The sequence below is a fragment of the Microbacterium sp. BH-3-3-3 genome, from assembly GCF_007679045.1.
GTDB lineage: Bacteria > Actinomycetota > Actinomycetes > Actinomycetales > Microbacteriaceae > Microbacterium > Microbacterium algihabitans.
The window spans coordinates 841,160-867,067 of sequence record NZ_VEFS01000001.1 but is presented as its reverse complement, the minus strand read 5'-3'; the positions used below and the strand labels follow the sequence as shown (position 1 = coordinate 867,067).

Here is a 25,908-nt window from a genome sequence, read left to right as displayed (position 1 = left end):
ACAACAACAATGGCTATTCGCAAGTACAAGCCCACGACCCCCGGTCGCCGCGGCTCGTCGGTGGCCGACTTCGCCGAGATCACCCGATCGACGCCCGAGAAGTCGCTGCTGCGCCCGCTGTCGAAGACCGGTGGCCGCAACAACCAGGGCCGCATCACCACGCGTCACATCGGTGGTGGCCACAAGCGTCAGTACCGTCTGATCGACTTCCGTCGTAACGACAAGGACGGCATCGACGCCAAGGTCGCTCACATCGAGTACGACCCCAACCGCACCGCGCGCATCGCGCTGCTGCACTACGCGGACGGCGAGAAGCGCTACATCCTCGCTCCCGCGAAGCTGTCGCAGGGCGACGTCGTCGAGTCGGGTGCCGGCGCTGACATCAAGCCGGGCAACAACCTGCCGCTGCGCAACATCCCCACCGGTACCGTGATCCACGCGATCGAGCTCCGCCCCGGTGGCGGCGCGAAGATGGCCCGTTCGGCCGGCGCCTCGGTGCGTCTGGTCGCGAAGGACGGCCCTTACGCGCAGCTGCGTCTGCCCTCTGGCGAGATCCGCAACGTCGACGTGCGCTGCCGCGCCACGATCGGCGAGGTCGGCAACGCCGAGCAGTCGAACATCAACTGGGGCAAGGCCGGCCGCATGCGCTGGAAGGGCGTCCGCCCGACCGTGCGTGGTGTCGCCATGAACCCGGTCGACCACCCGCACGGTGGTGGTGAGGGTAAGACCTCCGGTGGTCGTCACCCTGTTTCGCCGTGGGGTAAGGCCGAGGGCCGCACCCGCCACGCGAACAAGGAGAGCGACAAGCTCATCGTCCGCCGTCGCACCGCCGGCAAGAAGCGCAAGTAGGAGTAGAGGAAGATGCCTCGCAGCCTTAAGAAGGGCCCCTTCGTCGACGAGCACCTGCTTCGCAAGGTCGTCTCGCAGAACGAAGCCGGTTCGAAGAACGTCATCAAGACCTGGTCGCGCCGTTCGATGATCATCCCCGCCATGCTGGGACACACCATCGCCGTGCACGACGGTCGCAAGCACATCCCCGTGTTCGTGACCGAGACCATGGTCGGCCACAAGCTGGGCGAGTTCTCGCCCACCCGCACCTTCCGCGGCCACGTGAAGGACGACAAGAAGGGCCGTCGCCGTTAAGGCGACCGAGGAGGAGAGAGAAATGGTGGAGTCCATCGCACGTGTGCGACACATCCGCGTGACCCCTCAGAAGGCTCGTCGCGTCGTCGCGCTCATCAAGGGCAAGCAGGCCGAAGAGGCCCTCGCGATCCTGAAGTTCGCGCCGCAGGGCGCGAGCGAGCCGATCTACAAGCTCGTCGCCTCGGCGATCGCGAACGCTCGCGTCACCGCCGACAAGACGAACGAATACCTGGATGACGCCGACCTGTACGTGAAGAACGCGTACGTCGACGAGGGCACGACGCTCAAGCGTTTCCAGCCCCGCGCTCAGGGTCGCGCCTTCCAGATCAAGAAGCGCACGAGCCACATCACGGTCGTGCTCGCGACGCCCGAGACCGCTGAGGCGGCCCCGGCTCGCGCCAACAAGAAGGCGAGCAAGTAATGGGACAGAAGGTCAACCCGTACGGCTTCCGCCTCGGCATCACCACCGACCACGTGTCGCGGTGGTTCTCGGACTCGACGAAGCCCGGTCAGCGTTACGCCGACTACCTCGCCGAGGACATCAAGATCCGTCGCCTGCTGACCACCTCGCTCGACCGCGCCGGTGTCAGCAACATCGAGATCGAGCGCACGCGAGACCGCGTTCGCGTCGACATCCACACCGCCCGTCCGGGCATCGTGATCGGTCGCCGCGGCGCCGAGGCCGAGCGCATCCGCGCCGACCTCGAGAAGCTCACCGGCAAGCAGATCCAGCTGAACATCCTCGAGGTCAAGAACCCCGAGGCTGACGCTCAGCTGGTCGCGCAGGGTGTCGCCGAGCAGCTGTCTGCTCGCGTGGCGTTCCGTCGCGCGATGCGCAAGGGTCTGCAGGGCGCGCAGCGCGCCGGCGCCAAGGGTGTCCGCATCCAGGTGTCCGGCCGTCTCGGCGGCGCCGAGATGAGCCGCTCGGAGTTCTACCGCGAAGGCCGTGTGCCCCTGCACACGCTCCGCGCGAACATCGACTACGGCTTCTACGAGGCCAAGACAACCTTCGGCCGCATCGGCGTGAAGGTCTGGATCTACAAGGGCGACCTCACCAACAAGGAGCTCGCCCGCGAGCAGGCCAACGCGCCGAAGTCGCGCGGTCGTGACGACCGCGGTGGCGACCGTCGTCGTGGCCCGCGCAACGAGGCCCCCGTGGCAGAAGGAGCGTCGGCGTAATGCTCATCCCCCGCAAGGTCAAGTACCGCAAGCAGCACCACCCCGGTCGCTCGGGCCAGGCCACCGGTGGCACCACGGTGTCGTTCGGTGAGTTCGGCATCCAGGCGCTGACCCCCGCTTACGTGACCAACCGTCAGATCGAGTCCGCTCGTATCGCCATGACGCGTCACATCAAGCGTGGTGGAAAGGTGTGGATCAACATCTACCCCGACCGTCCCCTCACCAAGAAGCCCGCCGAAACCCGCATGGGTTCCGGTAAGGGTTCCCCCGAGTGGTGGGTCGCGAACGTCAAGCCGGGCCGCGTCCTCTTCGAGGTCGCGGGTGTGAACGAGGAACTCGCTCGCGAAGCACTGACCCGTGCCATTCACAAGCTGCCCCTGAAGGCACGCATCATCAAGCGCGAGGAGGGCGACGCGTAATGGCGATCGGCACCAAGCAGCTCGCTCCGAGCGAGCTCGACACGTTCGAAGACCAGCGCCTCGTCGAGGAGCTGCGCAAGGCCAAGGAAGAGCTGTTCAACCTGCGCTTCCAGTCGGCCACCGGCCAGCTCGAGAGCCACGGTCGCATCCGTGCAGTCAAGCGCGACATCGCGCGTCTGTACACCGTGATCCGTGAGCGCGAGCTCGGCATCCGCGCCACCCCGGCCCCGGTCGAGGCGACGAAGGCGAAGAAGAGCAAGGCGAAGAAGGCGGATGCCGCTGACGACGCCACGAAGGAAGAGGCGGAGTAATGGCTACCGCGAAGAAGGCCGAGGCGCAGGTCGCCGGCCACGAGCACGCCGAGAACGACGTCCGTGACGAGAACGCCCGCGGTTACCGCAAGGCGCGTCGTGGATACGTGGTCAGCGACAAGATGGACAAGACGATCGTCGTCGAGGTCGAGGACCGCGTGAAGCACCCGCTCTACGGCAAGGTCATCCGTCGCACCTCGAAGGTCAAGGCGCACGACGAGTCCAACTCGGCGGGCATCGGCGACCTCGTCGTCATCAACGAGACCCGTCCGCTGAGCGCCACCAAGCGCTGGCGCCTGGTCGAGATCCTCGAGAAGGCCAAGTAAGCCTCGCGGCTTACTTGGAATCCAAGGAGTAAACAGTGATTCAGAACGAATCCCGGCTGAAGGTCGCCGACAACACCGGCGCCAAGGAGCTGCTCACCATCCGCGTGCTCGGCGGCTCCAACCGCCGTTACGCCGGCCTGGGCGACGTCATCGTCGCCACGGTCAAGGACGCGATCCCGGGTGGAAACGTCAAGAAGGGCGACGTGGTCAAGGCCGTCGTCGTCCGTGTCGTCAAGCAGACCCGCCGTCCCGACGGCTCGTACATCAAGTTCGACGAGAACGCCGCCGTGATCCTGAAGAACGACGGGGAGCCCCGCGGCACCCGTATCTTCGGACCGGTCGGTCGTGAGCTTCGTGACAAGAAGTTCATGAAGATCGTCTCGCTCGCCCCGGAGGTCATCTGATCATGGCGAAAATCAAAAAGGGCGACCTGGTTCAGGTCATCTCGGGTGCCAAGCCCGAGCGTGGCGGAGACCGCGGCAAGCAGGGCAAGGTCCTCGAGGTCTTGACCGAGCAGAACCGCGTCATCGTCGAAGGCGTGAACTACGTCACCAAGCACAACCGCGTGGGCCAGTCCCAGCGCGGTACGAAGACCGGTGGCATCGAGACCTTCGAGGCCCCGATCCACATCTCCAACGTCGCGCTCGTCGACCCCTCGACCAAGAAGCCGACCCGTGTCGGTCACCGTGTCGAGGAGCAGGTGAAGGACGGCGTCAAGCGCACCGTCCGCGTGCGCTTCGCGAAGAAGTCAGGCAAGGACCTCTGAACATGAGCACCGTGACTGCCGCGGAGGCTGGCAAGATCCAGCCCCGCCTGAAGCAGAAGTACAACGCCGAGATCAAGAAGGCGCTGCAGGACGAGTTCGGCTACGAGAACGTCATGCAGATCCCCGGCCTGGTCAAGGTCGTCGTGAACACCGGTGTCGGCGAGGCTGCTCGTGACAGCAAGGTGATCGATGGTGCGGTCGACGACCTCACCAAGATCACCGGTCAGAAGCCCGTCGTCACGAAGGCCCGCAAGTCCATCGCGCAGTTCAAGCTGCGCGAGGGGCAGGCCATCGGCGCACACGTCACCCTCCGTGGCGACCGTGCGTGGGAGTTCGTCGACCGTCTGGTGAACCTCGCACTGCCCCGCATCCGCGACTTCCGCGGTCTGTCGGCCAAGCAGTTCGACGGCAACGGCAACTACACCTTCGGTCTCCAGGAGCAGTCCGTGTTCCACGAGATCGATCAGGACCGCATCGACCGCGTGCGTGGTTTCGACATCACGATCGTCACCACCGCCAAAACCGACGACGAGGGTCGCTCGCTGCTCCGCCAGCTCGGCTTCCCCTTCCAGTCGGCCGACGCGCAGGCCTGACCCTTCGGGCCCCCGGGGTTTCCGGGGGCCCGTCATCGAAGGTCGGCTGTCGTGTAACGGCAGCCGAAACCTCATGAAAGAAAGAAGCAAGACATGACGATGACAGACCCGGTCGCAGACATGCTGACCCGTCTGCGCAACGCGAACTCGGCGCACCACGACTCCGTGTCGATGCCGAGCTCGAAGCTCAAGACCAACATCGCCGCCATCCTCAAGCAGGAGGGTTACATCGCCGACTGGAACGTCGAAGACGCCCGCGTCGGCCAGACCCTCAACATGACGCTGAAGTACGGCCCGAACCGCGAGCGGTCCATCGCCGGCATCAAGCGCGTGTCGAAGCCCGGCCTTCGCGTATACGCGAAGTCGACCGAGGTCCCCACGGTCCTCGGTGGCCTCGGCGTCGCCATCCTTTCCACCTCCTCCGGTCTCCTCACGGACCGTCAGGCCGAGCAGAAGGGCGTCGGCGGGGAAGTCCTCGCCTACGTGTGGTGATCTGACATGTCGCGTATTGGACGTCTTCCCATCGACATCCCCGCCGGAGTCACCGTCTCGGTGAACGGTCGGGAGGTCAACGTCAAGGGCCCCAAGGGCGAGCTCGCGCTCACCGTTGCGCAGCCCCTCGAGGTCGCGGTCGAAGAGAACCAGGTTCTCGTCACCCGCCCCGACGACGAGCGCGAGTCGCGGTCGCTCCACGGCCTGACCCGCACTCTCATCAACAACAACATCATCGGTGTCACCCAGGGCTACTCCAAGGGCCTCGAGGTCGTCGGTACGGGTTACCGCGTGGCGCAGAAGGGCAGCTCGATCGAGTTCGCCCTCGGCTTCTCGCACCCCGTCCTCATCGAGCCGCCCGCCGGCATCACCCTCACGGTCGAAGGCAACAACAAGGTCACCGTGAGCGGCATCGACAAGCAGGCCGTCGGCGAGGCCGCCGCCAACATCCGCAAGATCCGCAAGCCCGAGCCGTACAAGGGCAAGGGTGTGCGGTACGCGGGCGAGGTCGTGCGCCGCAAGGCCGGAAAGAGTGGTAAGTAGCCATGGCTGTCAAGACAAAGTCCGTAGCCCGCTCGCGTCGCCACCTGCGTCTTCGCAAGAAGATCGTCGGCACCGAGCTGCGCCCCCGCCTCGTGGTGACGCGTTCCGCCCGCCACGTGTTCGTCCAGGTCGTGGACGACAGCAAGGGCCACACCGTGGCCTCCGCTTCCACCCTCGAGACCGACCTGCGCGGTTTCGACGGTGACAAGACCGCCAAGGCCCGCAAGGTCGGCGAGCTCGTCGCCGAGCGTGCGAAGGCCGCCGGTGTGTCCGACGTCGTGTTCGACCGTGGCGGCAACCGCTACGCCGGCCGCGTCGCCGCGATCGCCGACGGAGCTCGCGAAGGAGGGCTGAACCTGTGAGTGACAACAAGGAGACCGAAGTGACCACCGAGCAGACTGCACCGGCTGAGGGTGCGGCTGCGGCTCAGGCCCCCGCCGAGCGTGAGCGCGAGCCGCGTCGCGGTGGTCGCGAGCGCAACACCAACCAGCGCGACCGTGGTTCGCGCGACCGCAACGAGAGCCAGTTCCTCGAGCGCGTCGTGACGATCAACCGCGTGTCGAAGGTGGTCAAGGGTGGCCGTCGCTTCAGCTTCACGGCGCTCGTCGTCGTGGGCGATGGCAACGGCGTCGTGGGTGTCGGTTACGGCAAGGCCCGCGAAGTCCCCCTCGCCATCTCGAAGGGTGTCGAAGAGGCCAAGCGCAACTTCTTCCGCGTCCCCCGCTCGGGCTCGACCATTCCCCACCCCGTCCAGGGTGAGGCCGCTGCCGGTGTGGTGCTCCTGCGCCCCGCCGCCGCCGGTACCGGTGTTATCGCCGGTGGTCCCGTCCGCGCCGTCCTCGAGTGCGCCGGCATCCACGATGTCCTCTCGAAGTCGCTCGGTTCGTCGAACACGATCAACATCGTGCACGCGACCGTCGCGGCTCTGAAGTCGCTCGAGGAGCCCCGTGCCGTGGCCGCCCGCCGTGGCCTGGAGTTCGACCAGGTCGCCCCGGCCCGCCTCGTGCGCGCCGAGGCCGCCGCCCAGAAGGTAGGTGCCTGATGGCCGAGCGTCTGAAGGTCACGCAGATCAAGTCCAAGGTGAGCGAGAAGCAGAACCAGCGTGACACGCTGCGTTCACTCGGTCTCAAGCGGATCGGCGACTCTGTCGTCCGTCCCGACGACGCGCAGACGCGCGGTTACGTCAAGACCGTCGCCCACCTCGTCAAGGTTGAGGAGATCGACTAATGGCTGCCAAGAAGGACGAGACCGCCACGGTCGACGCCCCGAAGAAGGCAACGGCCCGTAAGACGGCCGCCAAGAAGGAAGCCCCCGCGGCGCGCCCCGGCGTGCTGAAGGTCCACCACCTGCGTCCCGTCCCGGGTGCTCACACCGCCAAGACCCGCGTGGGTCGCGGTGAGGGCTCGAAGGGTAAGACGGCTGGTCGCGGTACCAAGGGAACCAAGGCCCGTTACCAGGTCCGGGTCGGCTTCGAGGGTGGGCAGATGCCGCTGCACATGCGCACCCCGAAGCTCCGCGGCTTCAAGAACCCGTTCCGCGTCGAGTACCAGGTCGTGAACCTGGAGAAGCTCGCCGAGCTCTACCCGCAGGGTGGCGACGTGACCGTCGCCGACCTCGTGGCCAAGGGCGCCGTCCGCAAGAACGAGAAGGTCAAGGTGCTCGGCACCGGCGACATCTCGGTCGCGCTGACCGTTTCGGTCGACAAGGTCTCCGGCTCCGCTGAGCAGAAGATCGTCGCCGCAGGCGGCTCCGTCAACTGACGCCCGACCCCGAAGGGGCCGGCGGCCTTCCGGCCGTCGGCCCCTTCTGGGTTAGTCTGATTTGGTGTGCGCCCCGTCGCGCGCCGAGATCGTTCTGGAGGATTCTCCCTTGTTCAGCGCCATCGCGCGGGTTTTCCGCACGCCCGACCTGAGGCGGAAGATCGCCTTCACGCTGGGCATCATCGCCATCTACCGGCTGGGTGCCCACGTGCCGACGCCCTTCGTCGACTTCCCCAACGTTCAGCAGTGTCTGAACCAGTCGGGTGGGACCGAGGGCCTTCTCTCACTGGTCAACCTGTTCTCGGGCGGCGCGCTCCTGCAGCTGTCGATCTTCGCACTGGGTGTGATGCCGTACATCACGGCGACCATCATCGTGCAGCTGCTGCGCGTGGTCATCCCGCACTTCGAGACGCTGTACAAAGAGGGCCAGGCCGGTCAGGCCAAGCTCACCCAGTACACCCGCTACCTGACCATCGCTCTCGCGCTCCTGCAGTCGACGACTCTCGTCACCGTGGCGCGGTCGGGTCAGCTCTTCGGCTCGGCCGGAGTGCCCGAGTGCCAGCAGCTGCTCACGAACGACATCTGGTGGGCGCAGCTGCTCATGATCATCACGATGACCGCCGGTACCGGCCTGGTCATGTGGTTCGCCGAGCTGGTCACCGAGCGCGGTGTCGGCAACGGCATGTCGATCCTCATCTTCACCTCCATCGCCGCCACGTTCCCCGGCGCGATGATCTCGATTCTCAACGCCCGTGGCGTCGAGGTCTTCCTCCTCGTGCTCGCGGTCAGCATCGTCATCGTCGCCCTGGTGGTGTTTGTCGAGCAGTCGCAGCGTCGCATTCCCGTGCAGTACGCCAAGCGCATGGTCGGACGCCGTACGTACGGCGGTACGAACACCTACATCCCTATCAAGGTCAACATGGCCGGTGTCGTGCCCGTCATCTTCGCCTCGTCGCTGCTGTACATCCCCGCCCTGATCGCGCAGTTCAACCAGCCGCAGGCCGGCCAGGAGCCCGCACCCTGGGTCACCTGGATCTCGCAGTACCTGACGCGCGGCGACCACCCGCTGTACATGCTGATCTACTTCCTGCTGATCATCGGGTTCGCCTACTTCTACGTCGCGATCACGTTCAACCCGGTCGACGTCGCCGACAACATGAAGAAGTACGGCGGGTTCATCCCCGGCATCCGCGCGGGTCGCCCGACGGCCGAGTACCTCGACTACGTGCTCACCCGCATCACGCTGCCCGGCTCGATCTACCTCGGCCTGATCGCCCTCCTGCCTCTGGTTGCCCTGGCGACCGTGGGGGCCAACCAGAACTTCCCGTTCGGCGGAGCGTCGATCCTCATCATCGTGGGTGTCGGTCTCGAGACGGTGAAGCAGATCGACGCGCAACTTCAGCAGCGTCACTACGAAGGGCTGCTGCGATGACCGCGCGTCTTCTGATCGTGGGCCCGCAGGGCTCGGGCAAGGGAACCCAGGGTGTCCGCGTCGGGGAGTCCCTCGGTATCCCTGTCGTCTCCACGGGCGACGTCTTCCGTGCCAACGTCAAGGACGGCACCGAGCTCGGCCTCCAGGTGAAGTCGATCATCGACGCGGGCGATCTCGTTCCTGATGAGCTGACCAGCGCTGTCGTGCGCGACCGCCTCTCGCAGGAGGACGCCGCCGAAGGCTTCCTCCTCGACGGGTACCCCCGCAACCTCGCTCAGGTGATGCATCTTGACGAGTTCCTCGAGGGCCGCGACGAGGCGCTCGACGCCGTCATCGCCCTCGTCGTACCGCGCGAGGAGTCGCTGTCGCGTCTCACCGCCCGTGCCGCGGAGCAGGGCCGCGCCGACGACACCGAAGAGGCCATCGCGATCCGCCTCGGCATCTACGAGCGTGAGACGGCGCCGATCCTCGACGTGTACGGCACGCGCGGCATCGTCGACGAGATCGACGGTGTCGGCAGCCTCGACGAGGTCACCGCCCGCATCTTCGCGGCGCTCGAGGCGCGCGGCATCATCGCCACGCCGGCTGCCTGACGTGGTGTTGCGCTCCTCCATCTACAAGAAGCCCGCCCAGCTGCGGTCGATGATCGAGCCGGGGCTCATCACGGCCGACATGCTGGCCGCGGTCCGCGCGATGATCGAGCCGGGCGTGACCACGCTCCAACTCGACGCCGAGACCGCGCGGGTACTCGGCAGCCGCGGCGCGAAGTCGAATTTCCAGATGGTGCGCGGCTACCGGCACACGATCTGCGCGTCGGTGAACGAGCAGGTGGTGCACGGGATCCCCAACGAGCGCCCCCTGCAAGCGGGCGACATCCTCTCGATCGACGCCGGCGCGGAGTTCCGCGGATGGAACGGCGACTCGGCGTTCACCGTGATCGTGCCGGGCGAAGCATCCGAAGAGTTGGTGGCGCCGCGTCGCCGCCTCTCGGAGGTCACCGAGGGGTCGCTCTGGGCGGGTATCGCCGCGCTCAGCCGCGCCTCACATCTCGCCGAGGTGGGGGCAGCGATCCAGGAGTACATCGACGACAACGCCCCCGCCGGCGGGTACGGCATCCTGCGCGACTACGTCGGGCACGGCATCGGCCGCAAGATGCACGAGTCGCCGAGCGTGTTCAACTACGCCGTCGACGACCTGGGTCCCGAAGTGCGCCCCGGTCTCGCCGTGGCGATCGAGCCGATGGTGGTCATCGGCGATCAGGCGACTCAGGTCGAAGGCGACGGGTGGACCGTCACGACGATCGACGGTACGGCCGGCTCCCACTGGGAACATAGTGTCGCCGTGCATGATGGAGGCATCTGGGTGCTGACCGCGCACGATGGCGGAGCCGAGAAACTCGCGCCGTTCGGCGTGGTGCCGAAGGAGATCGACTGATGATGATGGCCGCTGTGCGGAAGTCCACCAACTGGTTCGCGATCGGAGTCACGGCCGCCGCGGTCGTGGTGGTGCTGATTGTCGGCGGAGTGGTGTGGTTCGCCAACAGCCAGGTGGGATCGCCGGGGACTCTGCCCCAGTCCTCGGCCGTCAACACCGAGACCGGTGCGATCGCGGTGGGCACGGGCCCGAAGACGGTCGACACCTACATCGACTTCATGTGCCCCATCTGCAACCAGTTCGAGCAAAGCTACGGCCCCACGCTCGACCAGCTGGTGGCGGACGACCAGATCACGCTCAACATCCACCCGATCTCGATCCTCGACAGGGCTTCGCAGGGAACCCAGTACTCGACGCGGTCCGCATCGGCCGCGTACTGCGTGGCCGTCGACGACCCGGCGAACGTCCCGGCGTTCGTGAAGGCCCTCTACGCGCAGCAGCCGTCGGAGAACACCGCCGGGCTCGACGACGCGACTCTGGCCTCGATCGCGACCTCGGCGGGTGCATCGGATGCCGTGACTTCCTGCATCAACGACGGAACCTACGAGAAGTTCGTGACGGCGATGACGCAGAAGACGCCTGTGCAGCCGGGGCAGAGCGGCATCGCGACCCCGACGATCGCCGTCGACGGAACCGTGCTGTCGAACCAGAACGATCTGACCGGCGACCCGAAGAAGGACATCGTCGCCCGCCTCGACGGCTGACGACACTCCCGGCGAGTTGCCGGGTCAAGCGATACCACGTATGCTTGATCTTTGGTGCGTTGCGCCTTCATTGGCGTGTCGAAGCACCGAATCCCCATCCACCGCAGACCGGCCGGTCTGCAACTGAGCGTGAGCGAGTTTATGGCGAAGAAAGACGGTGTCATCGAGATCGAGGGCACGGTGTCCGAAGCACTGCCCAACGCGATGTTCCGTGTCGAGCTGACGAACGGGCACAAAGTGCTCGCGACCATCTCGGGCAAGATGCGACAGAACTACATCCGCATCATCCCCGAGGACCGCGTCGTCGTCGAACTGAGCCCTTACGACCTCACCCGCGGTCGTATCGTCTACCGCTACCGCTGAGTCCGGCCGAGAAGTAACGAGCCGCTCCCGCGGCCTCGAAGACAGCGAAACAGGAACATCATGAAGGTCAACCCCTCCGTCAAGCCCATCTGCGACCACTGCAAGGTGATCCGTCGTCACGGGCGCGTGATGGTGATCTGCAAGAGCAACCCGCGCCACAAGCAGCGCCAGGGCTGAGCTTCCAGCTCCACACCTTTCCAACTGAATACACATCGGCAGGATCAGATCCCGTTCGCTGACGCGGACGGGGGACACCTCGGGTCGGAGGCCCGAGCACCGATCCTGCTCCACACCTCCACGACACTCTGAGGAGAGCCGCATGGCACGTCTCGCCGGCGTCGACATCCCGCGCGACAAGCGCGTGGTGATCGCACTTACTTACATCTACGGCGTGGGTCGCACCCGCTCCGTCGAGATCCTGAACGCCACTGACATCAGCCAGGACATTCGCGTCAAGGACCTCACCGACGACCAGCTGGTCGCTCTGCGCGACCACATCGAAGGCACCTACAAGGTGGAGGGTGACCTCCGTCGCGAGGTCGCCGCCGACATCCGCCGCAAGGTCGAGATCGGTTCCTACGAGGGCCTGCGCCACCGCCGCGGCCTCCCGGTGCGCGGTCAGCGCACGAAGACGAACGCGCGTACCCGCAAGGGTCCCAAGCGCACCGTCGCCGGCAAGAAGAAGGCGCGCTAAGCCGCGGGCTGAGCGTCAGGATTCAGGAGAACGCACATGGCACAGGCCAAGTCCGCCGCGCGCAAGCCGCGCCGCAAGGAAAAGAAGAACATCGCCGTGGGTCAGGCCCACATCAAGTCGACGTTCAACAACACCATCGTTTCGATCACCGACCCCTCGGGTGCCGTCATTAGCTGGGCTTCGTCCGGCGGTGTCGGGTTCAAGGGCTCGCGCAAGTCGACGCCGTACGCCGCCGGCATGGCCGCGGAGTCGGCCGCTCGCCAGGCGCAGGAGCACGGCGTCAAGAAGGTCGACGTCTTCGTGAAGGGTCCGGGTTCGGGTCGTGAGACCGCGATCCGCTCGCTGACCGCGGCCGGCCTCGAGGTCGGCTCGATCCAGGACGTGACGCCGCAGGCCCACAACGGCTGCCGTCCGCCCAAGCGTCGCCGCGTCTGATGCGTTTCGTTCCCGGGGAGTGCTCGTCACTCCCCGGGAATGCCGCGCTCTCGCGCGATTCAGACTTCCGGATGCCGCGCGCGGCCGTCGAGGCCATGCGGCATCCCGCGAGTACAACTCAACACCTCACCCCATTACACGTGTCATATAGCGGGCACGTGATCGAAAGGAACACATAGTGCTCATCGCACAGCGTCCCACTCTGACCGAGGAGAAGATCGGGGAGTTCCGCAGCCGTTTCGTCATCGAGCCGCTGGAGCCCGGCTTCGGTTACACGATCGGCAACGCGCTGCGTCGCAGCCTCCTGTCGTCGATCCCCGGCGCGGCCGTCACGAGCATCCGCATCGACGGCGTCCTGCACGAGTTCAGCACCATCCCGGGCGTGAAGGAAGACGTCACCGAGATCATCCTGAACATCAAGCAGCTGGTCGTCTCGAGCGAGCGCGACGAGCCCATCACGGCGTACCTGCGCAAGACCGGCGCCGGTGAGGTCACCGCCGCCGACATCTCCGCTCCCGCGGGTGTCGAGGTGCACAACCCCGAGTTGGTCATCGCGACGCTCAACGACACCGCCAAGTTCGAGCTCGAGCTGACGATCGAGCGTGGCCGTGGCTACGTCTCGGCGACCCAGAACCGCAACGAGTACGCCGAGGCCGGTCAGATCCCGATCGACTCGATCTACTCGCCCGTGCTCAAGGTCAGCTATCGCGTCGACGCCACCCGTGCCGGTGAGCGCACCGACTTCGACAAGCTGGTCCTCGACGTCGAGTCGAAGGCCTCGATCGCCCCGCGCGACGCCGTGGCCTCCGCCGGCCGCACCCTCACCGAGCTGTTCGGCCTCGCCCGCGAGCTGAACGTCGAGGCCGAGGGTATCGAGATCGGCCCCGCGCCGGTCGAGACCGTCCTCTCGAACGAGCTGTCGATGCCGATCGAAGACCTGGACCTCTCGGTCCGCTCGTACAACTGCCTCAAGCGCGAGGGCATCAACACCGTCTCGGAGCTGGTCGCCCTTTCGGAGACGCAGCTGATGAACATCCGCAACTTCGGTCAGAAGTCGGTCGACGAGGTGCGCGACAAGCTCACCTCCCTCGGCCTGTCGCTCAAGGACTCGGTGCCCGGCTTCGACGGCGCCCAGTTCTACAGCGGCTACGACGAAGAAACCGTCTGACGCGTCAGACCCGACCGAACCTTTTCCAGGAGTAACACGACATGCCCAAGCCCACGAAGGGTCCCCGCCTCGGAGGCGGCCCGGCCCACGAGCGTCTGCTTCTCGCGAACCTCGCGGCAGCCCTCTACACGCACAAGTCGATCAAGACGACCGAGACGAAGGCCAAGCGCCTCCGTCCTCTCGCTGAGCGCCTCATCACCTTCGCCAAGCGTGGCGACCTGCACGCGCGTCGCCGCGTGCTGGGCGTCATCGGTGACAAAGAGGTCGTGCACACCCTCTTCACCGAGATCGCGCCGCTGGTGGCCGACCGTGAGGGTGGATACACCCGCATCACGAAGGTCGGCAACCGCAAGGGTGACAACGCCCCCATGGCCGTGATCGAGCTCGTTCTCGAGCCCGTCACGAAGAAGGCATCGAACAAGGCCACTGCGGCCCCCGCCGCCGCTGCCGCCCCGGCCGCCGCCGAGGAGCCCGCCGCCGACGAGACCGCCGTTGAGGAGACCTCCAACGACGAGGCCGCCGAGGCCGGCGCCGAGTCGCCCGAGGAGGGCGCGGCCGCCGAGGCCGCCGCCGACGACGCCGTCACGGACGACGCCAAGGCCTGAGCCCTCCCGCTCGTGCGAAGCCCCCACCCGTCAGGGTGGGGGCTTCGTCGTTCCCGCGCCCCCTCCGACGCTCGTAGGCTGGGGGAGTGCGCATCCGTCTCGACATCTCCTACGACGGCACGCACTTCCGCGGGTGGGCGCGGCAGCCGGGTCTGCGAACCGTGCAGGGAGTTCTGGAGGACGCCCTGTCCCGCATCGTCGGAGGGTCGCCGCGGCTCATCGTCGCGGGTCGCACCGACGCCGGCGTGCACGCGTCGGGCCAGGTGGCCCATCTCGACCTCGACGATGCGCAGACGGCTCGCCTTCCGCGACGGCGTCGCGACAACGACGAAGGCGACGCGGTCGCGGCGCTGGCCGGCCGCGTGCGCGGCGTGCTGGGCGCCTATCCCGACGTGACGGTCCGACGCACCTCCACGGCTGCGAAGGGATTCGACGCGCGCTTCTCGGCGGTGTGGCGGCGCTACAGCTACCGACTGGCCGACGCAGCCACCGGGTACGACCCCCTCGATCGCCTTTGCACGACGACGGTGCGCAGCGCGCTGGATCTCGAGGCGATGGATGCCGCCGCCTCGCGTCTCATCGGGCTCCACGATTTCGCGGCGTACTGCAAAGCCCGCGAAGAGGCGACCACCATCCGTACCCTGCTCGAGTACGACTGGCGCAGAGGCGACGACGGGGTGCTGGTCGCGAACGTCCGCGCGGACGCCTTCTGCCACAGCATGGTCCGCGCCCTGGTGGGCGCCTGCGTCGCGGTGGGGGAGGGGCGGATCGCGGTCGAGGACGTCGTTGCGATCCGCGACGCGCGCATGCGCATCCCCGAGACGAAGGTGCTGGCCGCGCGAGGTCTCGTCCTCGCCGAGGTCGGTTATCCGGCGGACGAGCTCCTCGCTTCCCGCGCGGAGCAGACGCGTGCGCGCCGCGACGCAGACATCGCCGATTCCTGATCCCCGAGTCGGCGGCATCCGGAGTCGCCCGTTGCGGGTGTGTGCAACCCCTCGGCTCGCCCCGAGCCGACGGTCGTAGGCTGTCTTCGCCATGAAGGTCATCTCGTACAACCTCAACAAGCACCGCGCTGCCGGTGAGCTCGTCGCCCTCGTCGAGGCCCACGAGGTCGACGTGCTCTGTCTGCAGGAGTGCGACGCGAACGACATCCCCGCTCAGATCGGTGGTCTGCGCCTCGCGGAGGCGACGCAGCGCAATCGCCTCGGTCTCGCCCTGTACTACCGCGAGAACACCTTCCGTGCGGAAGAGGTGCGTGCGATCGCGCTGAAGAAGTCCCTGCACGACCGTGTGCTGAAACCGGCTGAAGAGCGGATGCTGGGGGTGCGCCTCAGCGACATCGACACGGGTCGCGACGTGATCGTCGCCTCGTTCCACGCGGCGCCCTTGACCGCGCTGAATTCCCTGCGGCGGCATCAGATCCGTACCGCCCTGACCGAATTGCAGAACCTCGGTCCGGGGCTGCCCGCCTTGATGGTCGGCGATTACAACTACCCGGTCTTCAAGGAGAACCTCGGGCAGAAAGTCCGCGACCAGGGATACGAGCTCACGCTGAGCGATGCGCGCACGTACACGAGGTACCGCGTGTTCCGCGGCCACTACGATTTCGCGACGTCGATCGGCTTCGACATCGCCCACATCAAGACCCTCCCGCAGGGGCTGAGCGACCACCTCCCGATCCTCATCACGGCTGAGGTGACGCAGGGGCATCGCGCCCCCGTCGCCGGCTGACGCGCGGGAGAGCGAACGCGAAAGGAGGGGCCGTCGAAACGACGGCCCCTCCTGCTGTGCGCGTGTCGGTGCTCAGGCCTCGACACGGCGACGGCGTCGCACGCTGGCGCCGATCGCGACGGCCCCACCGGCGAGGACGAGTGCGCCTCCGCCGATCCACAGGCCGGTCGCGGCGCCGCCGTCGACACCGGTGACCGCGAGTCCGCCCTTCGAGGGGTTCGATGCCGAACCCGAGCCCGCGGTGGTCAGAGTGACCGTGGCGTGCAGGACGTGTCCGCTCGACGCGCCGGTGAAGGTGAAGTCGTACGAGCCCTTGCCGTTCGCGGGCATCTTGACCGGGACGCGGAGCGACCCGTTCGACGACTTGCCGCGCAGCGAGGTGTTGGTCTCGACCTTGGCCGAGGCGAGGGTGATGCCACTGGCGTTGATGCCGGTGACCGAGATGAGAACGTCTTCGTCGCCGACGAAGGGGGTTCCGGGAGTGGTGAAGGTGGTGACGTCGCCGGCCGGCAGCGTGGCCGGGTTGGCGACGATGGCGCCGGCGTCGGTGTACGCGTTGGCGGCCGTGGGGGCCATCAGCGCGGCCGCGGCGAGCGAGAGCGCGGCGACGGCCCGGATGATCGTGGTCTTCATGGTGTGCCCCATCTGCTTAGCGTGGTCGAGCCGTGTGCCGTGTCGGAGGGGACGCGGCGTCTTCCGCGTCCGCATGACATGGCGGCTCCTTTGCCCGAGTCTGTCGGTCGTGCCGTGTGCGACCCGGCGGAAAGGGCTCGCTTTCACGCGCCGGCGGGGCAGCCTTCACCAGGGGGTCCGGCGCGGCGTCACTCACCGGACCGACATGTGCCTGCACGCGGCACCTCGTCGGGGATGCGGGTGGGCGTCGAGACCGCGCTGACCGCGGTCATGCCCGGCACCGAGACGGTGACCTCGAGATCGGCGCTCTCTCCCGGTGCGAGCTGCACCGACCACTTCAGCACCCGGCGGCCGTCGTGCACGCCGCCGGCGAAGCCCGGGGGATCGCCGTCGCTCGTCGTGCGCTGGCCGATGATCTCCGCGCCGGGCGGCAGGTAGACGTAGACGCCGGTCAGGACGTCGCCCGGGGGCACGCCGTGCTCGCCACCACCGGTCACATACGCGGGGAGTGTGGCGGGGTCGGGGGCGTCGCTGCGCAGCGTCACGTGCACGGACGCCGTTCCGTCACCGCACGACGCGGTCTCGACCTGCGGGTGCAGGTAGTAGTCCATCTTCGAGCCGGTGCCGTCGTTCAGGTAGACCCCGAAGACCCCGGTGGTGGCGCCGGAGACGGGCAGCGCCCCCTGCAGGGTGGTGCCATCGAGGAGCGCCTGCTGCACGGCATCCGCATTCCAGACCAGCAGACGTCGCTCGAGTCCCGCGCGACGGACCGCGTCGATGAGGGCAGCCGGGTCGGCGCGACCGTCGGCGACCGCCTGGAAGACCGCGGTCGACGCGCTCTGGAAGAACGCGTCCTGCTCCCGCGAGTCGGAGTAGCGCCGGTACACCTCGTCGAGCAGGAGGGAGACGGCGTTGTCGGCGGTGAGCTGATCTCCGGAGGGGAGGGCGACGGGTCCGGTGGCGCGCAGCAGGTACGACAAGGTCACCGGGTCGACGGCGACGACGGCGTCGACCTCGGTCCCCGACAGGCGTCGCCACAACTCACGTGCGACGGGGGCTCCCACCGAGAAGTCGGGCACCTGTGTAGCGTTCTGGACGAATCGTGCCGGCCGGGTGTCGTAGATGCTCTGCACGTCGGCCGGGAGCTCGCCTGCGGGCGAGGTGGCGACGGGCTCGAACTCCGGGCTGGAGGCCTGCGCGACGAGCGCCAACCGCCCGTCGTCGGCGTCGAGTTGAGCGACGGCTCCGACGACGCCCCCGAGCGAACGCCACTCGGCGTTGTTCTCGAAGAGCACGAGCGTCGACCGGGGGCCGTCGGCTCCGAGCATGCTCGGGACGAGCAGGGTCGCCCGTCTGAGCGCGTCGGCGTCGTCGGCGGCGGTGTCGAGCTGCTGCGCCGAGGCGGCCACGGCATCGGCGAGCCGTCCGAGGAGCGGAGCCCGTTCGATGCCGGCGACGTCATCGGCGGCGGCCCGCAGTGCGGCGGCGGCCGTCGAGGCGGCGGGCGCGACCGCGGCCAGTCGTGCGACGTCGAAGGCGCCGCCCACCGGCCGGAGGGACTCGGGAGACAGTCCCGCCGAGGCCTCGGCGAGCGGTTCGAAGGCGTTCGCGGCGACGTCGTCGATCGCAGCGGCGGTGCGGGTCAGCGCGTCGAGCTGCGGCCCGACCCACGGGAGCGCCGTCGCCGCGGCCCAGATCGGATCGCTCGTCAATTCCCGCGCCGCGCGGGTGTCGTCAGCGACCGTCGACAGGCGGGAGAGTGCTGCGGCGAGATCGTCGCCGTCGCTGGCCGCGTCGGAGACGCCGGCCTGCGCGGCCGCGAGATGGCCCGCCGCGAGTACCCCTCGCGTGCCGATCCAGGCGGCTGCGGCGAGACCCAGCACGAGCACTCCCACCACCGTCCAGGCGAAGACGGAAGCGGCCGGCGTGGCCGACGAGCGGCGGGTGGTGCGGATCACGCCGAAAACTGTAAGCCTGCCTCATCCGCGCACCGGACCGCGCCGACCGCGGCCACCTAGACTGGGAGGAACGACTCGGGGGAGAATCCATGGTGCGGGCGATGCGGCGCGGCAGAGCGTTCTGGAGCGCGGCGATGGTGGGCGCGTCCGTGTTCGCACTCACCGCGTGCGGGGCCCCGCCATGGGCCCAGGGCGGCGGTCAGGGCACGCCCTCGGCGTCGCCGACTGTCACGCAGACCACGGTTCCGCAGCCGGTGCGCAACGACCTGGCGAGCGGCTCGACGCAGCGGACGCTGACGGCGGGTGCCGTCGGTGCCACAGTGGACTACTGGTCGACGCTGTCGATGGACAAGTGGACGCCCAGTGCGCTCAAGCCGGTGAACCTGTCGATGGTCACCACCGTCACGCCCAACGACGGGCAGAAGGTGTACCTGCAGAGGGCGACCATGACGGCCGTGCCGGGAAACGCTTCGCAGTCGTTCTCGCCCTTGTCCGCGCAGTCGGATCAAACGGATGCCCCGGGATATCTGGTGCTTGCGCCGTACAGCTACTCGCAGACGTTCAACGTCGGCGAGGTCCCGGCGGACGCGACGTTTGTCACCCTCCAATTCACCTTCGAGTTCTTGGTCCAGACCACCCCCACGTCCAATGAGTTCGCCAAGCAGACGGCCAGCGACACTCTGACGGTCGCCATCGCCGGGGGCGGCGAAGCGACGCCCGCAGGCTGATCAGGGTCGGACGCGCTCCCACCGATCGCCGCCCTGACGGGTGGCCTCGGCCGCGGCTTCTCCGGCCGCCAGCACGAGGGCTGCGAGGTCGTAGTCGGCGCTCTCGGCGGGCACCCAGCCCACGCTCGCCGACAACTGCACGTCGACGTGGTCGGACACGTCCAACTCGGTGATGCGGCGCAGGGTCGTGCGGACGTGCTCCCGGATCACGGAACCCGGTCGTGCGAGGACGATCACGAGGCGACCCCGCGTCTCGCGTCCGATGTCCGCGTCGGCGGGGAAGCTCTCGTCGACGACCGCCTCGAACTCCGTGACGAGCCGCAGCCACCCGTTCTCTCCGGCCGCGCTGCGGATGTGCGTGGGGTCGTCGAGCCGCACCGTCAGCACCGCCCAGGACTGCTCGCGCGCACGGCGGGCGCGACGCAGACGGTCGGATGCCGTGATCACGAAGTGCGGCCACGTCGACGCCGTGTGGCCCCCGGTCGGCGACACCGAGGTGAAGTACAGCAGCGAGACCGTGGCGCACACCAGGTAGATGAGCATCGCGAGTCCGTTGATCACCCGGGGGAGGGCGAGGTCGCCGATGTCGGCAGGGGCGGCCAACCCCGACACGAGGATCGCGGCTCCGACGGCGACGAAGCCCGCCGACACGATCGTGAGCGGCAGAGCGAGTCGCTCCAGGCGATCGGCGGCGCGCCGCAGCTCGCCGATGGTGAGTCCGGCGAACACGGCCGCACCGACGAAGGCCAGCCGGAAGGCGAGGCCGTAGGCGGCGGCGTCGGTCACCGCCGTGAACGCGATCGCGGTCAGGACCGCCTGCATCCCGCCGATCCACGGGAACGCCGGCACCCCGCGGCGCGCGCGGAACCCCGACCAGATCAGGGCGGGCGCACCCAGCATGAGCCCGAGCCCCGCGCGGCGCACGGACTCGGCATCCGCGATCGATCCCATGATCGACACCCAGGTGCTCGTCATCGCCAGCACGAAGGCGAGCGACCACAGCAGCGCGGAGCGCGAGGGACGATGCAGGAAGCCGAGGCCGATGATCATCACCGTGGAGACGGTCGCGACAGTCGCCTGCGCGAGTCCGAGGTTCGAGAGGACGTCGGTGGTGTTCATGCGACGGCGGCGTCCGATCGCGAGGGGAGCACCACCGTCACGGTCGTACCCGCGCCCAGCTCGCTCTCGAGGAAGAGCGACCCGCCCTGGTCTTCCACGATGCTGCGGATGATGCCCATGCCGAGCCCCGTGCCGGGCGTCGGGCTCTCGCGCACCGCCTGCGCGCGGAAGTACGGGTCGAACACCCGATCGATGTCATCGGGATGGATGCCGATGCCCGTGTCGGCGAAGTGGAGGATCACGTCGTCGGGGGAGACCTCTCCGCTGATGCGGATGGTTCCCCCGGCGGACGTGTACTTGATCGCGTTGCTGAGGATGTTGTCGAAGGCCTGCCGCAGGCGGAACGCATCGCCGAGCACCTCCGCGGACTCGGGGAGTTCGTCGATCACGCTCACCCGGCGCGCGGCGGCGGCGGGGCGGAACGAGGCCAGCGACGACGCGATGATGCGGCTCGCATCGGCCGTGGCCGGCCCCGACGTCTCGCGGAACACTCCACGGGAGGTCGCGAGGATCTCGGAGATCAGTTTCTGCATGCGCTCGCCGGCCGCGGCGATGACCTCGAGCTGCTCGTGCACCTTGGGGGACAGGTTCGGATCGTCGAGCGCCAGGTCGGCGTGGCCGATGATCGCCGTCAGCGGGTTGCGCAGCTCGTGCGACACGGTCGCGGCCAGTCGCTCCCGTGCGCGCTCGGACTCGATCAGGGCCGTGATGTCGTGGATGATCAACAGCGTGCTCTCGGGCTCGTCCGACGAGATGAGACGACGCGTGGATGCCGAGAGGGCGTGCCAATCGCCGTGCGGATCGAACAGCCACACCCGCTCGTCGTCGAACTGCTCGCCGCGGGCCGCGCGGGCGAAGGGCCGCTCCGACTCGGGCAGTGGTTCGCCGCGGAGGTTCGCGTACTCGACCGCGCCGCCGGGTCGTTGCGGCTCGTCGCGCTCGACGCCGTACAGCGCGACGTACGTGTCGTTGAGGGCGAGCACCTCGCCGTCGGCGGAGAGGCGGGCGATGCCGGTGTCGAGACCGTTGAGCATCTGCGAGACGCGGCGCTCCTGGCCCGAGACACGTTGCAGAGTGCCCTGCAGGCGGCTCGCCTGGCGACGCAGGAGCTGCTTGAACGCCCGCGTCTGTCGCGCGGACAGGTAGGACGTGATCGCGATGAAGGTGAGAGACAGCAGCACCACGATCAGACGCAGCGCGGTGACGGGACCGGTGGCGTTGACGGCGGCGTCGATGACGATGATGACGCCGACCGCGCCGATGGCCGAAATCAGGTAGACGAGGGTGAAATGGGTGGCGATCCAGATGATCGGGAAGACCCAGAAGAAGCTGAAGCGCAGGTCGGTGCCGAAGCTCAAGAGACCGATGCCGACGATGTCACCGAACGGGATCAGGGCGACCGCCGCGCGGGGCAGCTTCTGCCACGGCACCACGATCGCCACCGCGGTGAGGGCGATGATGACGCCGACGCCCGAGGAGAACGGCCACAGGGCGAACAGCGACGGCTCGAGCGCCTGGACGAGCAGCACGGTGATGACGACGCTGGCGCCGAGCACGAGCTGGAGGAGCCAGACCGACCGGGTGCGGCTGCTCGGGTTCGTCGCGTCGTCGTCCGGCACGACCTCGGGAGGAACCGCCGGCGGGACGCTCCTCAGTGATGCCATGTGTTCGAGTGTATAGAGAGTGGTGTAGTCTTCTGCGCGCCATCCTGTCTCTGCTCGCCGCTCGTGGTTTCGCACCCACGCGCCCGGTCAGACTCCCCCTGAGGCCTGCATCCCGCAGCGTGATGGTCGTTCGTCGACCTCGGCGCGTCCGCGCCCATTCCTCAGGAGTCACCTGTGAGCATGACCTCTCGCCGTCGCGTCCGCGCGACCGCCCTGGCCGTTGCCCTCGCCATCGTCGCGCCGGCCACCTTGACCGGTTGCGGTCAGATCGCCGATGCATTCAATTCGCTGCCCGGCCAGCCGGGGAGCAACCAATCGGTGGTCGTGCCGACCGCCGCTCCGCAGTCGTCCGCCGACGCGAAGCCCTTCGACTCGCAATTCACCTACGACGGCTCGGTGCGGCTGACCTCCGAGGTCGCCGACGGCCTCGAGCTGCGTCTCGACGTCTGGGCGGTCGACCCCAAGCGCACCATGGAGTGGACCCCCACCAACGAGAAGCAGCTCGGCTTCGCGGTCAACATCGTCGACAACCGGGTCGACGAGAAGGCGGTCCTCGCCGAGAAGCGACGCGTGTACGTCTCGTCGATCTCGGTGACCTCGCAGACGGCTCAGACCAGCGGTCAGGTGTCGAACCCGTTCCAGTTCAGCGCCGACCCGCGCACCCTGGTTCCCACCGACACCCTGCGCTCCGAGCGCGGGCTGCTGCTGAACAGCTACCAGGGCGGCCTGCTGGTGCCCACGACCTCGATCCGCCAGCTGCCGAACGACACCTACGGCATCACGCTCGAGTTCGCGCTCAACGTGGCTGTCGAGGGGACGGCGAACACCGACACCTCGTTCTCGCAGCAGACCGTCTACCAGTACCTGCCGATCGCGATCTTCGCCGACGACGGACAGGTCGACGGAGGCAGCCAGGGGACCGGCACGCAGAGCAACACGGGCCGCGCACCCGGCTGGGGCCAGACCAACGGGCAGGGCTGAGCGGGCGGCATCCGCCCCTCTCACTCCGCGCCGTTGTGCCCCTGCCGCGGGCGGAGGCGTCGACTCTCCATGAGCAGCGAGAGATCCTCGACGTCCATGACGAGGTAGTGCTCGAACGTCAGGTCGGGAACGTCGTCGTAATCGATCGCCGGCATGCGGCGGGCGAAGGCGCGTCGCACGGCCTGCTCGACCTCGGCGGTGTCGAGAACCGACGGGGCGACGACGAAGACCGTGTCGCGCGCGGGGAGGCCGGTGGCGGCTCCGGGTAGCACGTCCTGGGCCGCCTCGCCGACCGTGCGCAGGATCGTGTCGCCCCGTTCGCCGCTGTGCGCGGCGCGGATGAGATCGATCTCGGGCACGCGCACCAGGGTCGCGCGGACCGACACGTGCTCCGCGAGCAGCATCTCGGCCTCGCGGCGCAGCGAGCCGCGATCGTGCGCGCGGGTGCCGGGGGCGGGGTCGTCGTCGAGTTGCCGGCCGATCCACACGGCACCGACGGAAACCGCGGCGATCGCGAGCGCGCTGACGACGGCCGTCGTCTCGGCCGATACGGCTCCCGGGCTCAGCAGGGGTGCGATCCCGACGGCGGCCACCACGGCGAGTCGGGAGAGGTTGTACGCCGCGAAGAGGCTGAGCGTCCACGCGATCAGCTTCGCTCCGCCCAACTCGCCCAGCGGTCGTCGTGAGAGCTCGAGCGCGCCGAGGGCGGCGAACACCACCAGCCCCGCGGTCTTGAGCAGCGTGGCGTCGTCGAGGTCGATGAGGTACGTGACCCCGAACATGAGGATCACGACCGCGACAGTGCTCACCCCGCCGATCGCGGAGCGACCGTTCAGCCGCCGCGCGCCCGCCCACTGCAGGCCCACCGCCAGCAGATTCGTGGCGTTGCCCGCCGCCGCGGCGGTCACCCCTCCGCCCGCGGTCTCGACGACGTTCATCGCGCCACACAGCAGAGCCGCGATGGCCGCCATCCCGAAGTAGCGCACCATGTCGGCGCGGGCACCCCCGCGGTCATCGCCGGGGCGGCCGTGGGCGAGGAACAGCATCGTTCCCGCGACGCCGGCTACGGCGATCGATGCGAGAAGAGCGAGGACGATCACAGGGGTCGTCTCCTTCGGGCGTCAGACGCAATCTTGAGGAAATCTTGCGCAGACGGGGGTGTTCGGCAGTGGTCGTCTTGCGGCGAACCTACCAGAGTAGGAACAAGCCGATACGCCGCTCCACCGACAGGAAGACCCCGCCATGACCGATGCGCGCAACTTCACCCCGCAGTCTCGGGATCTTCGCATCCACCCGGGCGAATTGACGGCGACGGCGAGCGAGGAGCACGGCTTCGCCGATGACTTCGCCGCGGTGCTCGAGAACACGTCGGTGCACCGCTCCACCATCGGCTGCGTCATCCCCGCCTACAACGAGGAGGAGTCGATCGCCGATGTGATCGAGGCCCTCCTGGCGCAGACCCGCGTTCCCGACGTCATCCACGTGGTCGTGAACAACACCTCGGACGCCACGGTCAAGATCGCTTCGGAGTACAGCGGACCCCACGAGCTGCACACCGAGCTCGGCGAGCAGTTCACCGAGGTCTTCGTGCACGACATCGGCAAGAACCCCGACAAGAAGGTCGGCGCGCTCAACTACGGCTACTCCCTCGTGGAGGGCTACGACTACCTCCTCGGCGTCGACGGCGACACCATCGCCGACAGCAAGGCCGTCGAGTTCCTCGAGACCGAGGCCGTGTCGGACTCCCGCATCGGCGGCATCTCGGCGATCTACACGATCGACGACAAGCCCATCAAGGGAGTCATCGCGCGCTTCCTGACGGCCGGTCAGCGCACGCAGTTCGCCGCCTTCAACCTGCAGAACATGCTCCGCGGCCGCAATATGGCGGTCCTCGGCGGGCAGTTCTCGATCTTCTCCACGAACGCCCTCCGCGACGCCATGTCGCAGAACCACCAGTCGACCCCGTGGGTGAAGGACTCCGAGGTCGAGGACTCGCTGCTGTCGCTGCAGATCAAGAGCGCCGGCTACCTCACCAAGATCAGCCCGTACGCCCGTGCCGACGTGGGTGGCATGACCACCCTCTCGGGCTACGACGCACAGCAGGTCAAGTGGACCTACGGTGCCATCGAGCTGATGTGGCCCGGCCAGCGTGGTGACACCAAGGGCCAGCCCTTCCACCCGAACCTGCGCCTGCGGTGGTTCGAGAACTTCGGCATGCTCACGAACCTCTTCGTCCGCGTCGCGTTCCTGACGCTGCTCGCCGGTTCGCTGACGCTGAACGCCTTCGTGTTCTCGCCGCTCTGGCTGATCCCGCCGGTCATCGCCATGCTGCTGAACCTGCGCATCGCCCGCACGATGAAGAACGTCAACCGCAACGACGTGCTGTTCGCCGTGTTGTTCTTCCCGGCCGAGTTGTTCATGTGGATCCGCATCAGTCACTTCGTGCGCTCGTGGACCCGCTTCCTCTCACGCAAGAAGGTCGACAACTGGGCGATGCAGGCCAAGGCCGAGCGCGGTGGCGGCCTCGGTCACTGGACGCCGATGATCGTGCTCATCGGCGTGGCGATCGCCCTCGCCGTCATCTGGATCATGGTGGGCCCGATGGTGCAGTCCTCGATCCTGTGGATCGGATGGCCCATCGTCGGCGTGGTCACGGTCCTGCAGACCCTCCTGATGTTCTCCAAGCTCGTCCGTCGCCAGCACGGCTTCAAGGTCTGACGGACCCAC

The 25,908-nt window shown here is 67.9% G+C and carries 36 protein-coding genes; 31 read left to right on the top strand and 5 right to left on the bottom strand.

The features are described from left to right. The first annotated feature begins 9 nt into the window (after positions 1-9). From rplB to FS769_RS03985, 28 genes are all read left to right on the top strand, one after another. Positions 10-849 carry a 50S ribosomal protein L2 gene (rplB, locus tag FS769_RS04120; RefSeq protein WP_013584012.1) on the top strand — a complete coding sequence of 280 codons (840 nt, stop codon included), beginning with the start codon at positions 10-12 and terminating at the stop codon, positions 847-849. Between the two features lie 12 nt (positions 850-861). Next, positions 862-1,143, top strand: coding sequence for a 30S ribosomal protein S19 (gene rpsS / locus FS769_RS04115; protein ID WP_013584011.1), 282 nt, complete (start codon positions 862-864; stop codon positions 1,141-1,143). 22 nt (positions 1,144-1,165) lie between these two features. Beyond that, positions 1,166-1,564: a 50S ribosomal protein L22 gene (gene rplV / locus FS769_RS04110; protein ID WP_013584010.1), complete on the top strand. Its 399-nt coding sequence runs from the start codon at positions 1,166-1,168 to the stop codon at positions 1,562-1,564. Further along, the gene (rpsC, locus tag FS769_RS04105; RefSeq protein ID WP_058230882.1) at positions 1,564-2,322 is read left to right on the top strand and encodes a 30S ribosomal protein S3; all 759 of its coding nucleotides are present in this window, start codon (positions 1,564-1,566) and stop codon (positions 2,320-2,322) included. The genes rplV and rpsC overlap by 1 nt, the downstream gene beginning before the upstream one ends. Then, on the top strand, positions 2,322-2,741 hold the full coding sequence (gene rplP, locus FS769_RS04100; RefSeq protein WP_013584008.1) for a 50S ribosomal protein L16: 420 nt from the start codon (positions 2,322-2,324) through the stop codon (positions 2,739-2,741). The genes rpsC and rplP overlap by 1 nt, the downstream gene beginning before the upstream one ends. Further along, a complete protein-coding gene (gene rpmC / locus FS769_RS04095) occupies positions 2,741-3,052 on the top strand; it encodes a 50S ribosomal protein L29 (RefSeq protein WP_144829719.1) in 312 nt (103 codons plus the stop codon). Before rplP ends, rpmC begins: the two co-directional genes overlap by 1 nt. After that, positions 3,052-3,378 carry a 30S ribosomal protein S17 gene (rpsQ, locus tag FS769_RS04090; protein WP_144829716.1) on the top strand — a complete coding sequence of 109 codons (327 nt, stop codon included), beginning with the start codon at positions 3,052-3,054 and terminating at the stop codon, positions 3,376-3,378. Before rpmC ends, rpsQ begins: the two co-directional genes overlap by 1 nt. Before the next feature lie 35 nt (positions 3,379-3,413). Then, on the top strand, positions 3,414-3,782 hold the full coding sequence (gene rplN, locus FS769_RS04085) for a 50S ribosomal protein L14 (protein ID WP_013584005.1): 369 nt from the start codon (positions 3,414-3,416) through the stop codon (positions 3,780-3,782). 2 nt (positions 3,783-3,784) lie between these two features. After that, entirely contained in the window at positions 3,785-4,144 is a 360-nt protein-coding gene (gene rplX, locus FS769_RS04080; protein WP_094736303.1) for a 50S ribosomal protein L24, read from the top strand. 2 nt (positions 4,145-4,146) lie between these two features. Beyond that, the gene (gene rplE, locus FS769_RS04075; RefSeq protein WP_144829713.1) at positions 4,147-4,737 is read left to right on the top strand and encodes a 50S ribosomal protein L5; all 591 of its coding nucleotides are present in this window, start codon (positions 4,147-4,149) and stop codon (positions 4,735-4,737) included. 93 nt (positions 4,738-4,830) lie between these two features. Then, positions 4,831-5,229 (top strand): 30S ribosomal protein S8, encoded by a 399-nt coding sequence (gene rpsH / locus FS769_RS04070; protein ID WP_094736305.1) that lies wholly within the window; start codon positions 4,831-4,833, stop codon positions 5,227-5,229. 6 nt (positions 5,230-5,235) lie between these two features. Continuing rightward, on the top strand, positions 5,236-5,772 hold the full coding sequence (gene rplF / locus FS769_RS04065; protein ID WP_144829709.1) for a 50S ribosomal protein L6: 537 nt from the start codon (positions 5,236-5,238) through the stop codon (positions 5,770-5,772). Positions 5,773-5,774: 2 nt separating this feature from the next. Beyond that, on the top strand, positions 5,775-6,134 hold the full coding sequence (rplR, locus tag FS769_RS04060) for a 50S ribosomal protein L18 (RefSeq protein ID WP_056226271.1): 360 nt from the start codon (positions 5,775-5,777) through the stop codon (positions 6,132-6,134). Beyond that, entirely contained in the window at positions 6,131-6,814 is a 684-nt protein-coding gene (gene rpsE / locus FS769_RS04055; protein WP_144829707.1) for a 30S ribosomal protein S5, read from the top strand. Before rplR ends, rpsE begins: the two co-directional genes overlap by 4 nt. Next, positions 6,814-6,999 (top strand): 50S ribosomal protein L30, encoded by a 186-nt coding sequence (gene rpmD, locus FS769_RS04050; RefSeq protein WP_013583998.1) that lies wholly within the window; start codon positions 6,814-6,816, stop codon positions 6,997-6,999. The genes rpsE and rpmD overlap by 1 nt, the downstream gene beginning before the upstream one ends. Next, a complete protein-coding gene (gene rplO, locus FS769_RS04045) occupies positions 6,999-7,532 on the top strand; it encodes a 50S ribosomal protein L15 (RefSeq protein ID WP_144829702.1) in 534 nt (177 codons plus the stop codon). The genes rpmD and rplO overlap by 1 nt, the downstream gene beginning before the upstream one ends. A gap of 109 nt (positions 7,533-7,641) precedes the next feature. Beyond that, on the top strand, positions 7,642-8,964 hold the full coding sequence (gene secY, locus FS769_RS04040) for a preprotein translocase subunit SecY (RefSeq protein WP_076673717.1): 1,323 nt from the start codon (positions 7,642-7,644) through the stop codon (positions 8,962-8,964). Beyond that, on the top strand, positions 8,961-9,557 hold the full coding sequence (locus tag FS769_RS04035; RefSeq protein WP_144829699.1) for an adenylate kinase: 597 nt from the start codon (positions 8,961-8,963) through the stop codon (positions 9,555-9,557). The genes secY and FS769_RS04035 overlap by 4 nt, the downstream gene beginning before the upstream one ends. Before the next feature lies 1 nt (position 9,558). Next, positions 9,559-10,398, top strand: a complete 840-nt coding sequence (gene map, locus FS769_RS04030) for a type I methionyl aminopeptidase (protein WP_144829696.1) — start codon at positions 9,559-9,561, stop codon at positions 10,396-10,398. After that, positions 10,398-11,102 (top strand): thioredoxin domain-containing protein, encoded by a 705-nt coding sequence (locus tag FS769_RS04025; RefSeq protein WP_144829693.1) that lies wholly within the window; start codon positions 10,398-10,400, stop codon positions 11,100-11,102. The genes map and FS769_RS04025 overlap by 1 nt, the downstream gene beginning before the upstream one ends. 141 nt (positions 11,103-11,243) lie before the next feature. After that, positions 11,244-11,465, top strand: coding sequence for a translation initiation factor IF-1 (infA, locus tag FS769_RS04020; RefSeq protein ID WP_013583992.1), 222 nt, complete (start codon positions 11,244-11,246; stop codon positions 11,463-11,465). 60 nt (positions 11,466-11,525) lie between these two features. After that, a complete protein-coding gene (gene rpmJ / locus FS769_RS04015; RefSeq protein ID WP_005050492.1) occupies positions 11,526-11,642 on the top strand; it encodes a 50S ribosomal protein L36 in 117 nt (38 codons plus the stop codon). 142 nt (positions 11,643-11,784) lie between these two features. After that, positions 11,785-12,159, top strand: a complete 375-nt coding sequence (gene rpsM / locus FS769_RS04010) for a 30S ribosomal protein S13 (RefSeq protein ID WP_056226287.1) — start codon at positions 11,785-11,787, stop codon at positions 12,157-12,159. Positions 12,160-12,195: 36 nt separating this feature from the next. Then, a complete protein-coding gene (gene rpsK, locus FS769_RS04005) occupies positions 12,196-12,594 on the top strand; it encodes a 30S ribosomal protein S11 (RefSeq protein WP_013583990.1) in 399 nt (132 codons plus the stop codon). A 178-nt stretch (positions 12,595-12,772) separates the two neighbouring features. Beyond that, on the top strand, positions 12,773-13,762 hold the full coding sequence (locus tag FS769_RS04000; protein ID WP_058230893.1) for a DNA-directed RNA polymerase subunit alpha: 990 nt from the start codon (positions 12,773-12,775) through the stop codon (positions 13,760-13,762). A gap of 41 nt (positions 13,763-13,803) precedes the next feature. Further along, on the top strand, positions 13,804-14,367 hold the full coding sequence (gene rplQ / locus FS769_RS03995) for a 50S ribosomal protein L17 (protein ID WP_144829690.1): 564 nt from the start codon (positions 13,804-13,806) through the stop codon (positions 14,365-14,367). An 86-nt stretch (positions 14,368-14,453) separates the two neighbouring features. Continuing rightward, positions 14,454-15,311 carry a tRNA pseudouridine(38-40) synthase TruA gene (truA, locus tag FS769_RS03990; protein ID WP_144829687.1) on the top strand — a complete coding sequence of 286 codons (858 nt, stop codon included), beginning with the start codon at positions 14,454-14,456 and terminating at the stop codon, positions 15,309-15,311. A 91-nt stretch (positions 15,312-15,402) separates the two neighbouring features. Beyond that, on the top strand, positions 15,403-16,098 hold the full coding sequence (locus tag FS769_RS03985; RefSeq protein WP_144829684.1) for an endonuclease/exonuclease/phosphatase family protein: 696 nt from the start codon (positions 15,403-15,405) through the stop codon (positions 16,096-16,098). Positions 16,099-16,170: 72 nt separating this feature from the next. Here the strand turns inward: FS769_RS03985 and FS769_RS03980 are convergent, their stop codons facing one another. Continuing rightward, positions 16,171-16,743, bottom strand: coding sequence for a hypothetical protein (locus FS769_RS03980; protein WP_144829682.1), 573 nt, complete (start codon positions 16,741-16,743; stop codon positions 16,171-16,173). Positions 16,744-16,919: 176 nt separating this feature from the next. Then, a complete protein-coding gene (locus FS769_RS03975) occupies positions 16,920-18,689 on the bottom strand; it encodes a DUF4012 domain-containing protein (protein WP_144829679.1) in 1,770 nt (589 codons plus the stop codon). Positions 18,690-18,778: 89 nt separating this feature from the next. On the opposite strand from FS769_RS03975, the gene FS769_RS03970 reads away from it, so the two are divergent. Beyond that, entirely contained in the window at positions 18,779-19,417 is a 639-nt protein-coding gene (locus FS769_RS03970) for a hypothetical protein (protein ID WP_260979689.1), read from the top strand. Here FS769_RS03970 and FS769_RS03965 read toward each other — a convergent pair whose 3' ends face one another. Continuing rightward, entirely contained in the window at positions 19,418-20,536 is a 1,119-nt protein-coding gene (locus FS769_RS03965) for a hypothetical protein (protein ID WP_144829674.1), read from the bottom strand. Further along, positions 20,533-22,200, bottom strand: coding sequence for a cell wall metabolism sensor histidine kinase WalK (locus FS769_RS03960; RefSeq protein ID WP_144829671.1), 1,668 nt, complete (start codon positions 22,198-22,200; stop codon positions 20,533-20,535). Before FS769_RS03960 ends, FS769_RS03965 begins: the two co-directional genes overlap by 4 nt. A 180-nt stretch (positions 22,201-22,380) precedes the next feature. Here FS769_RS03960 and FS769_RS03955 point away from each other — a divergent pair, with 180 nt between their 5' ends. Next, positions 22,381-23,181 (top strand): fructose 1,6-bisphosphatase, encoded by an 801-nt coding sequence (locus FS769_RS03955; protein WP_144831864.1) that lies wholly within the window; start codon positions 22,381-22,383, stop codon positions 23,179-23,181. Positions 23,182-23,201: 20 nt separating this feature from the next. Here the strand turns inward: FS769_RS03955 and FS769_RS03950 are convergent, their stop codons facing one another. Beyond that, the gene (locus FS769_RS03950; RefSeq protein WP_144829668.1) at positions 23,202-24,281 is read right to left on the bottom strand and encodes a hypothetical protein; all 1,080 of its coding nucleotides are present in this window, start codon (positions 24,279-24,281) and stop codon (positions 23,202-23,204) included. Between the two features lie 142 nt (positions 24,282-24,423). Here FS769_RS03950 and FS769_RS03945 point away from each other — a divergent pair, with 142 nt between their 5' ends. Continuing rightward, positions 24,424-25,899 carry a glycosyltransferase gene (locus FS769_RS03945; protein ID WP_144829665.1) on the top strand — a complete coding sequence of 492 codons (1,476 nt, stop codon included), beginning with the start codon at positions 24,424-24,426 and terminating at the stop codon, positions 25,897-25,899. Positions 25,900-25,908: the final 9 nt, after the last annotated feature.

Coding starts and splice junctions, on each gene's coding strand:
- rplO (WP_144829702.1), top strand. CDS start 6,999: ATGGCTGCCAAGAAGGACGAGACCGCCACGGTCGACGCCCCGAAGAAG.
- rpmJ (WP_005050492.1), top strand. CDS start 11,526: ATGAAGGTCAACCCCTCCGTCAAGCCCATCTGCGACCACTGCAAGGTG.
- FS769_RS03985 (WP_144829684.1), top strand. CDS start 15,403: ATGAAGGTCATCTCGTACAACCTCAACAAGCACCGCGCTGCCGGTGAG.
- rplF (WP_144829709.1), top strand. CDS start 5,236: ATGTCGCGTATTGGACGTCTTCCCATCGACATCCCCGCCGGAGTCACC.
- FS769_RS04025 (WP_144829693.1), top strand. CDS start 10,398: ATGATGATGGCCGCTGTGCGGAAGTCCACCAACTGGTTCGCGATCGGA.
- rpsK (WP_013583990.1), top strand. CDS start 12,196: ATGGCACAGGCCAAGTCCGCCGCGCGCAAGCCGCGCCGCAAGGAAAAG.
- infA (WP_013583992.1), top strand. CDS start 11,244: ATGGCGAAGAAAGACGGTGTCATCGAGATCGAGGGCACGGTGTCCGAA.
- rplV (WP_013584010.1), top strand. CDS start 1,166: ATGGTGGAGTCCATCGCACGTGTGCGACACATCCGCGTGACCCCTCAG.
- rplE (WP_144829713.1), top strand. CDS start 4,147: ATGAGCACCGTGACTGCCGCGGAGGCTGGCAAGATCCAGCCCCGCCTG.
- rplX (WP_094736303.1), top strand. CDS start 3,785: ATGGCGAAAATCAAAAAGGGCGACCTGGTTCAGGTCATCTCGGGTGCC.
- rpsM (WP_056226287.1), top strand. CDS start 11,785: ATGGCACGTCTCGCCGGCGTCGACATCCCGCGCGACAAGCGCGTGGTG.
- rplQ (WP_144829690.1), top strand. CDS start 13,804: ATGCCCAAGCCCACGAAGGGTCCCCGCCTCGGAGGCGGCCCGGCCCAC.
- rpsQ (WP_144829716.1), top strand. CDS start 3,052: ATGGCTACCGCGAAGAAGGCCGAGGCGCAGGTCGCCGGCCACGAGCAC.
- FS769_RS03945 (WP_144829665.1), top strand. CDS start 24,424: ATGACCGATGCGCGCAACTTCACCCCGCAGTCTCGGGATCTTCGCATC.
- FS769_RS03980 (WP_144829682.1), bottom strand. CDS start 16,743: ATGGGGCACACCATGAAGACCACGATCATCCGGGCCGTCGCCGCGCTC.
- FS769_RS04035 (WP_144829699.1), top strand. CDS start 8,961: ATGACCGCGCGTCTTCTGATCGTGGGCCCGCAGGGCTCGGGCAAGGGA.
- FS769_RS03965 (WP_144829674.1), bottom strand. CDS start 20,536: ATGAACACCACCGACGTCCTCTCGAACCTCGGACTCGCGCAGGCGACT.
- rpsH (WP_094736305.1), top strand. CDS start 4,831: ATGACGATGACAGACCCGGTCGCAGACATGCTGACCCGTCTGCGCAAC.
- rplP (WP_013584008.1), top strand. CDS start 2,322: ATGCTCATCCCCCGCAAGGTCAAGTACCGCAAGCAGCACCACCCCGGT.
- rpsC (WP_058230882.1), top strand. CDS start 1,564: ATGGGACAGAAGGTCAACCCGTACGGCTTCCGCCTCGGCATCACCACC.
- rpmC (WP_144829719.1), top strand. CDS start 2,741: ATGGCGATCGGCACCAAGCAGCTCGCTCCGAGCGAGCTCGACACGTTC.
- rplB (WP_013584012.1), top strand. CDS start 10: ATGGCTATTCGCAAGTACAAGCCCACGACCCCCGGTCGCCGCGGCTCG.
- FS769_RS03960 (WP_144829671.1), bottom strand. CDS start 22,200: ATGGCATCACTGAGGAGCGTCCCGCCGGCGGTTCCTCCCGAGGTCGTG.
- rpsS (WP_013584011.1), top strand. CDS start 862: ATGCCTCGCAGCCTTAAGAAGGGCCCCTTCGTCGACGAGCACCTGCTT.
- FS769_RS03970 (WP_260979689.1), top strand. CDS start 18,779: ATGGTGCGGGCGATGCGGCGCGGCAGAGCGTTCTGGAGCGCGGCGATG.
- FS769_RS03955 (WP_144831864.1), top strand. CDS start 22,381: ATGACCTCTCGCCGTCGCGTCCGCGCGACCGCCCTGGCCGTTGCCCTC.
- rpmD (WP_013583998.1), top strand. CDS start 6,814: ATGGCCGAGCGTCTGAAGGTCACGCAGATCAAGTCCAAGGTGAGCGAG.
- rplR (WP_056226271.1), top strand. CDS start 5,775: ATGGCTGTCAAGACAAAGTCCGTAGCCCGCTCGCGTCGCCACCTGCGT.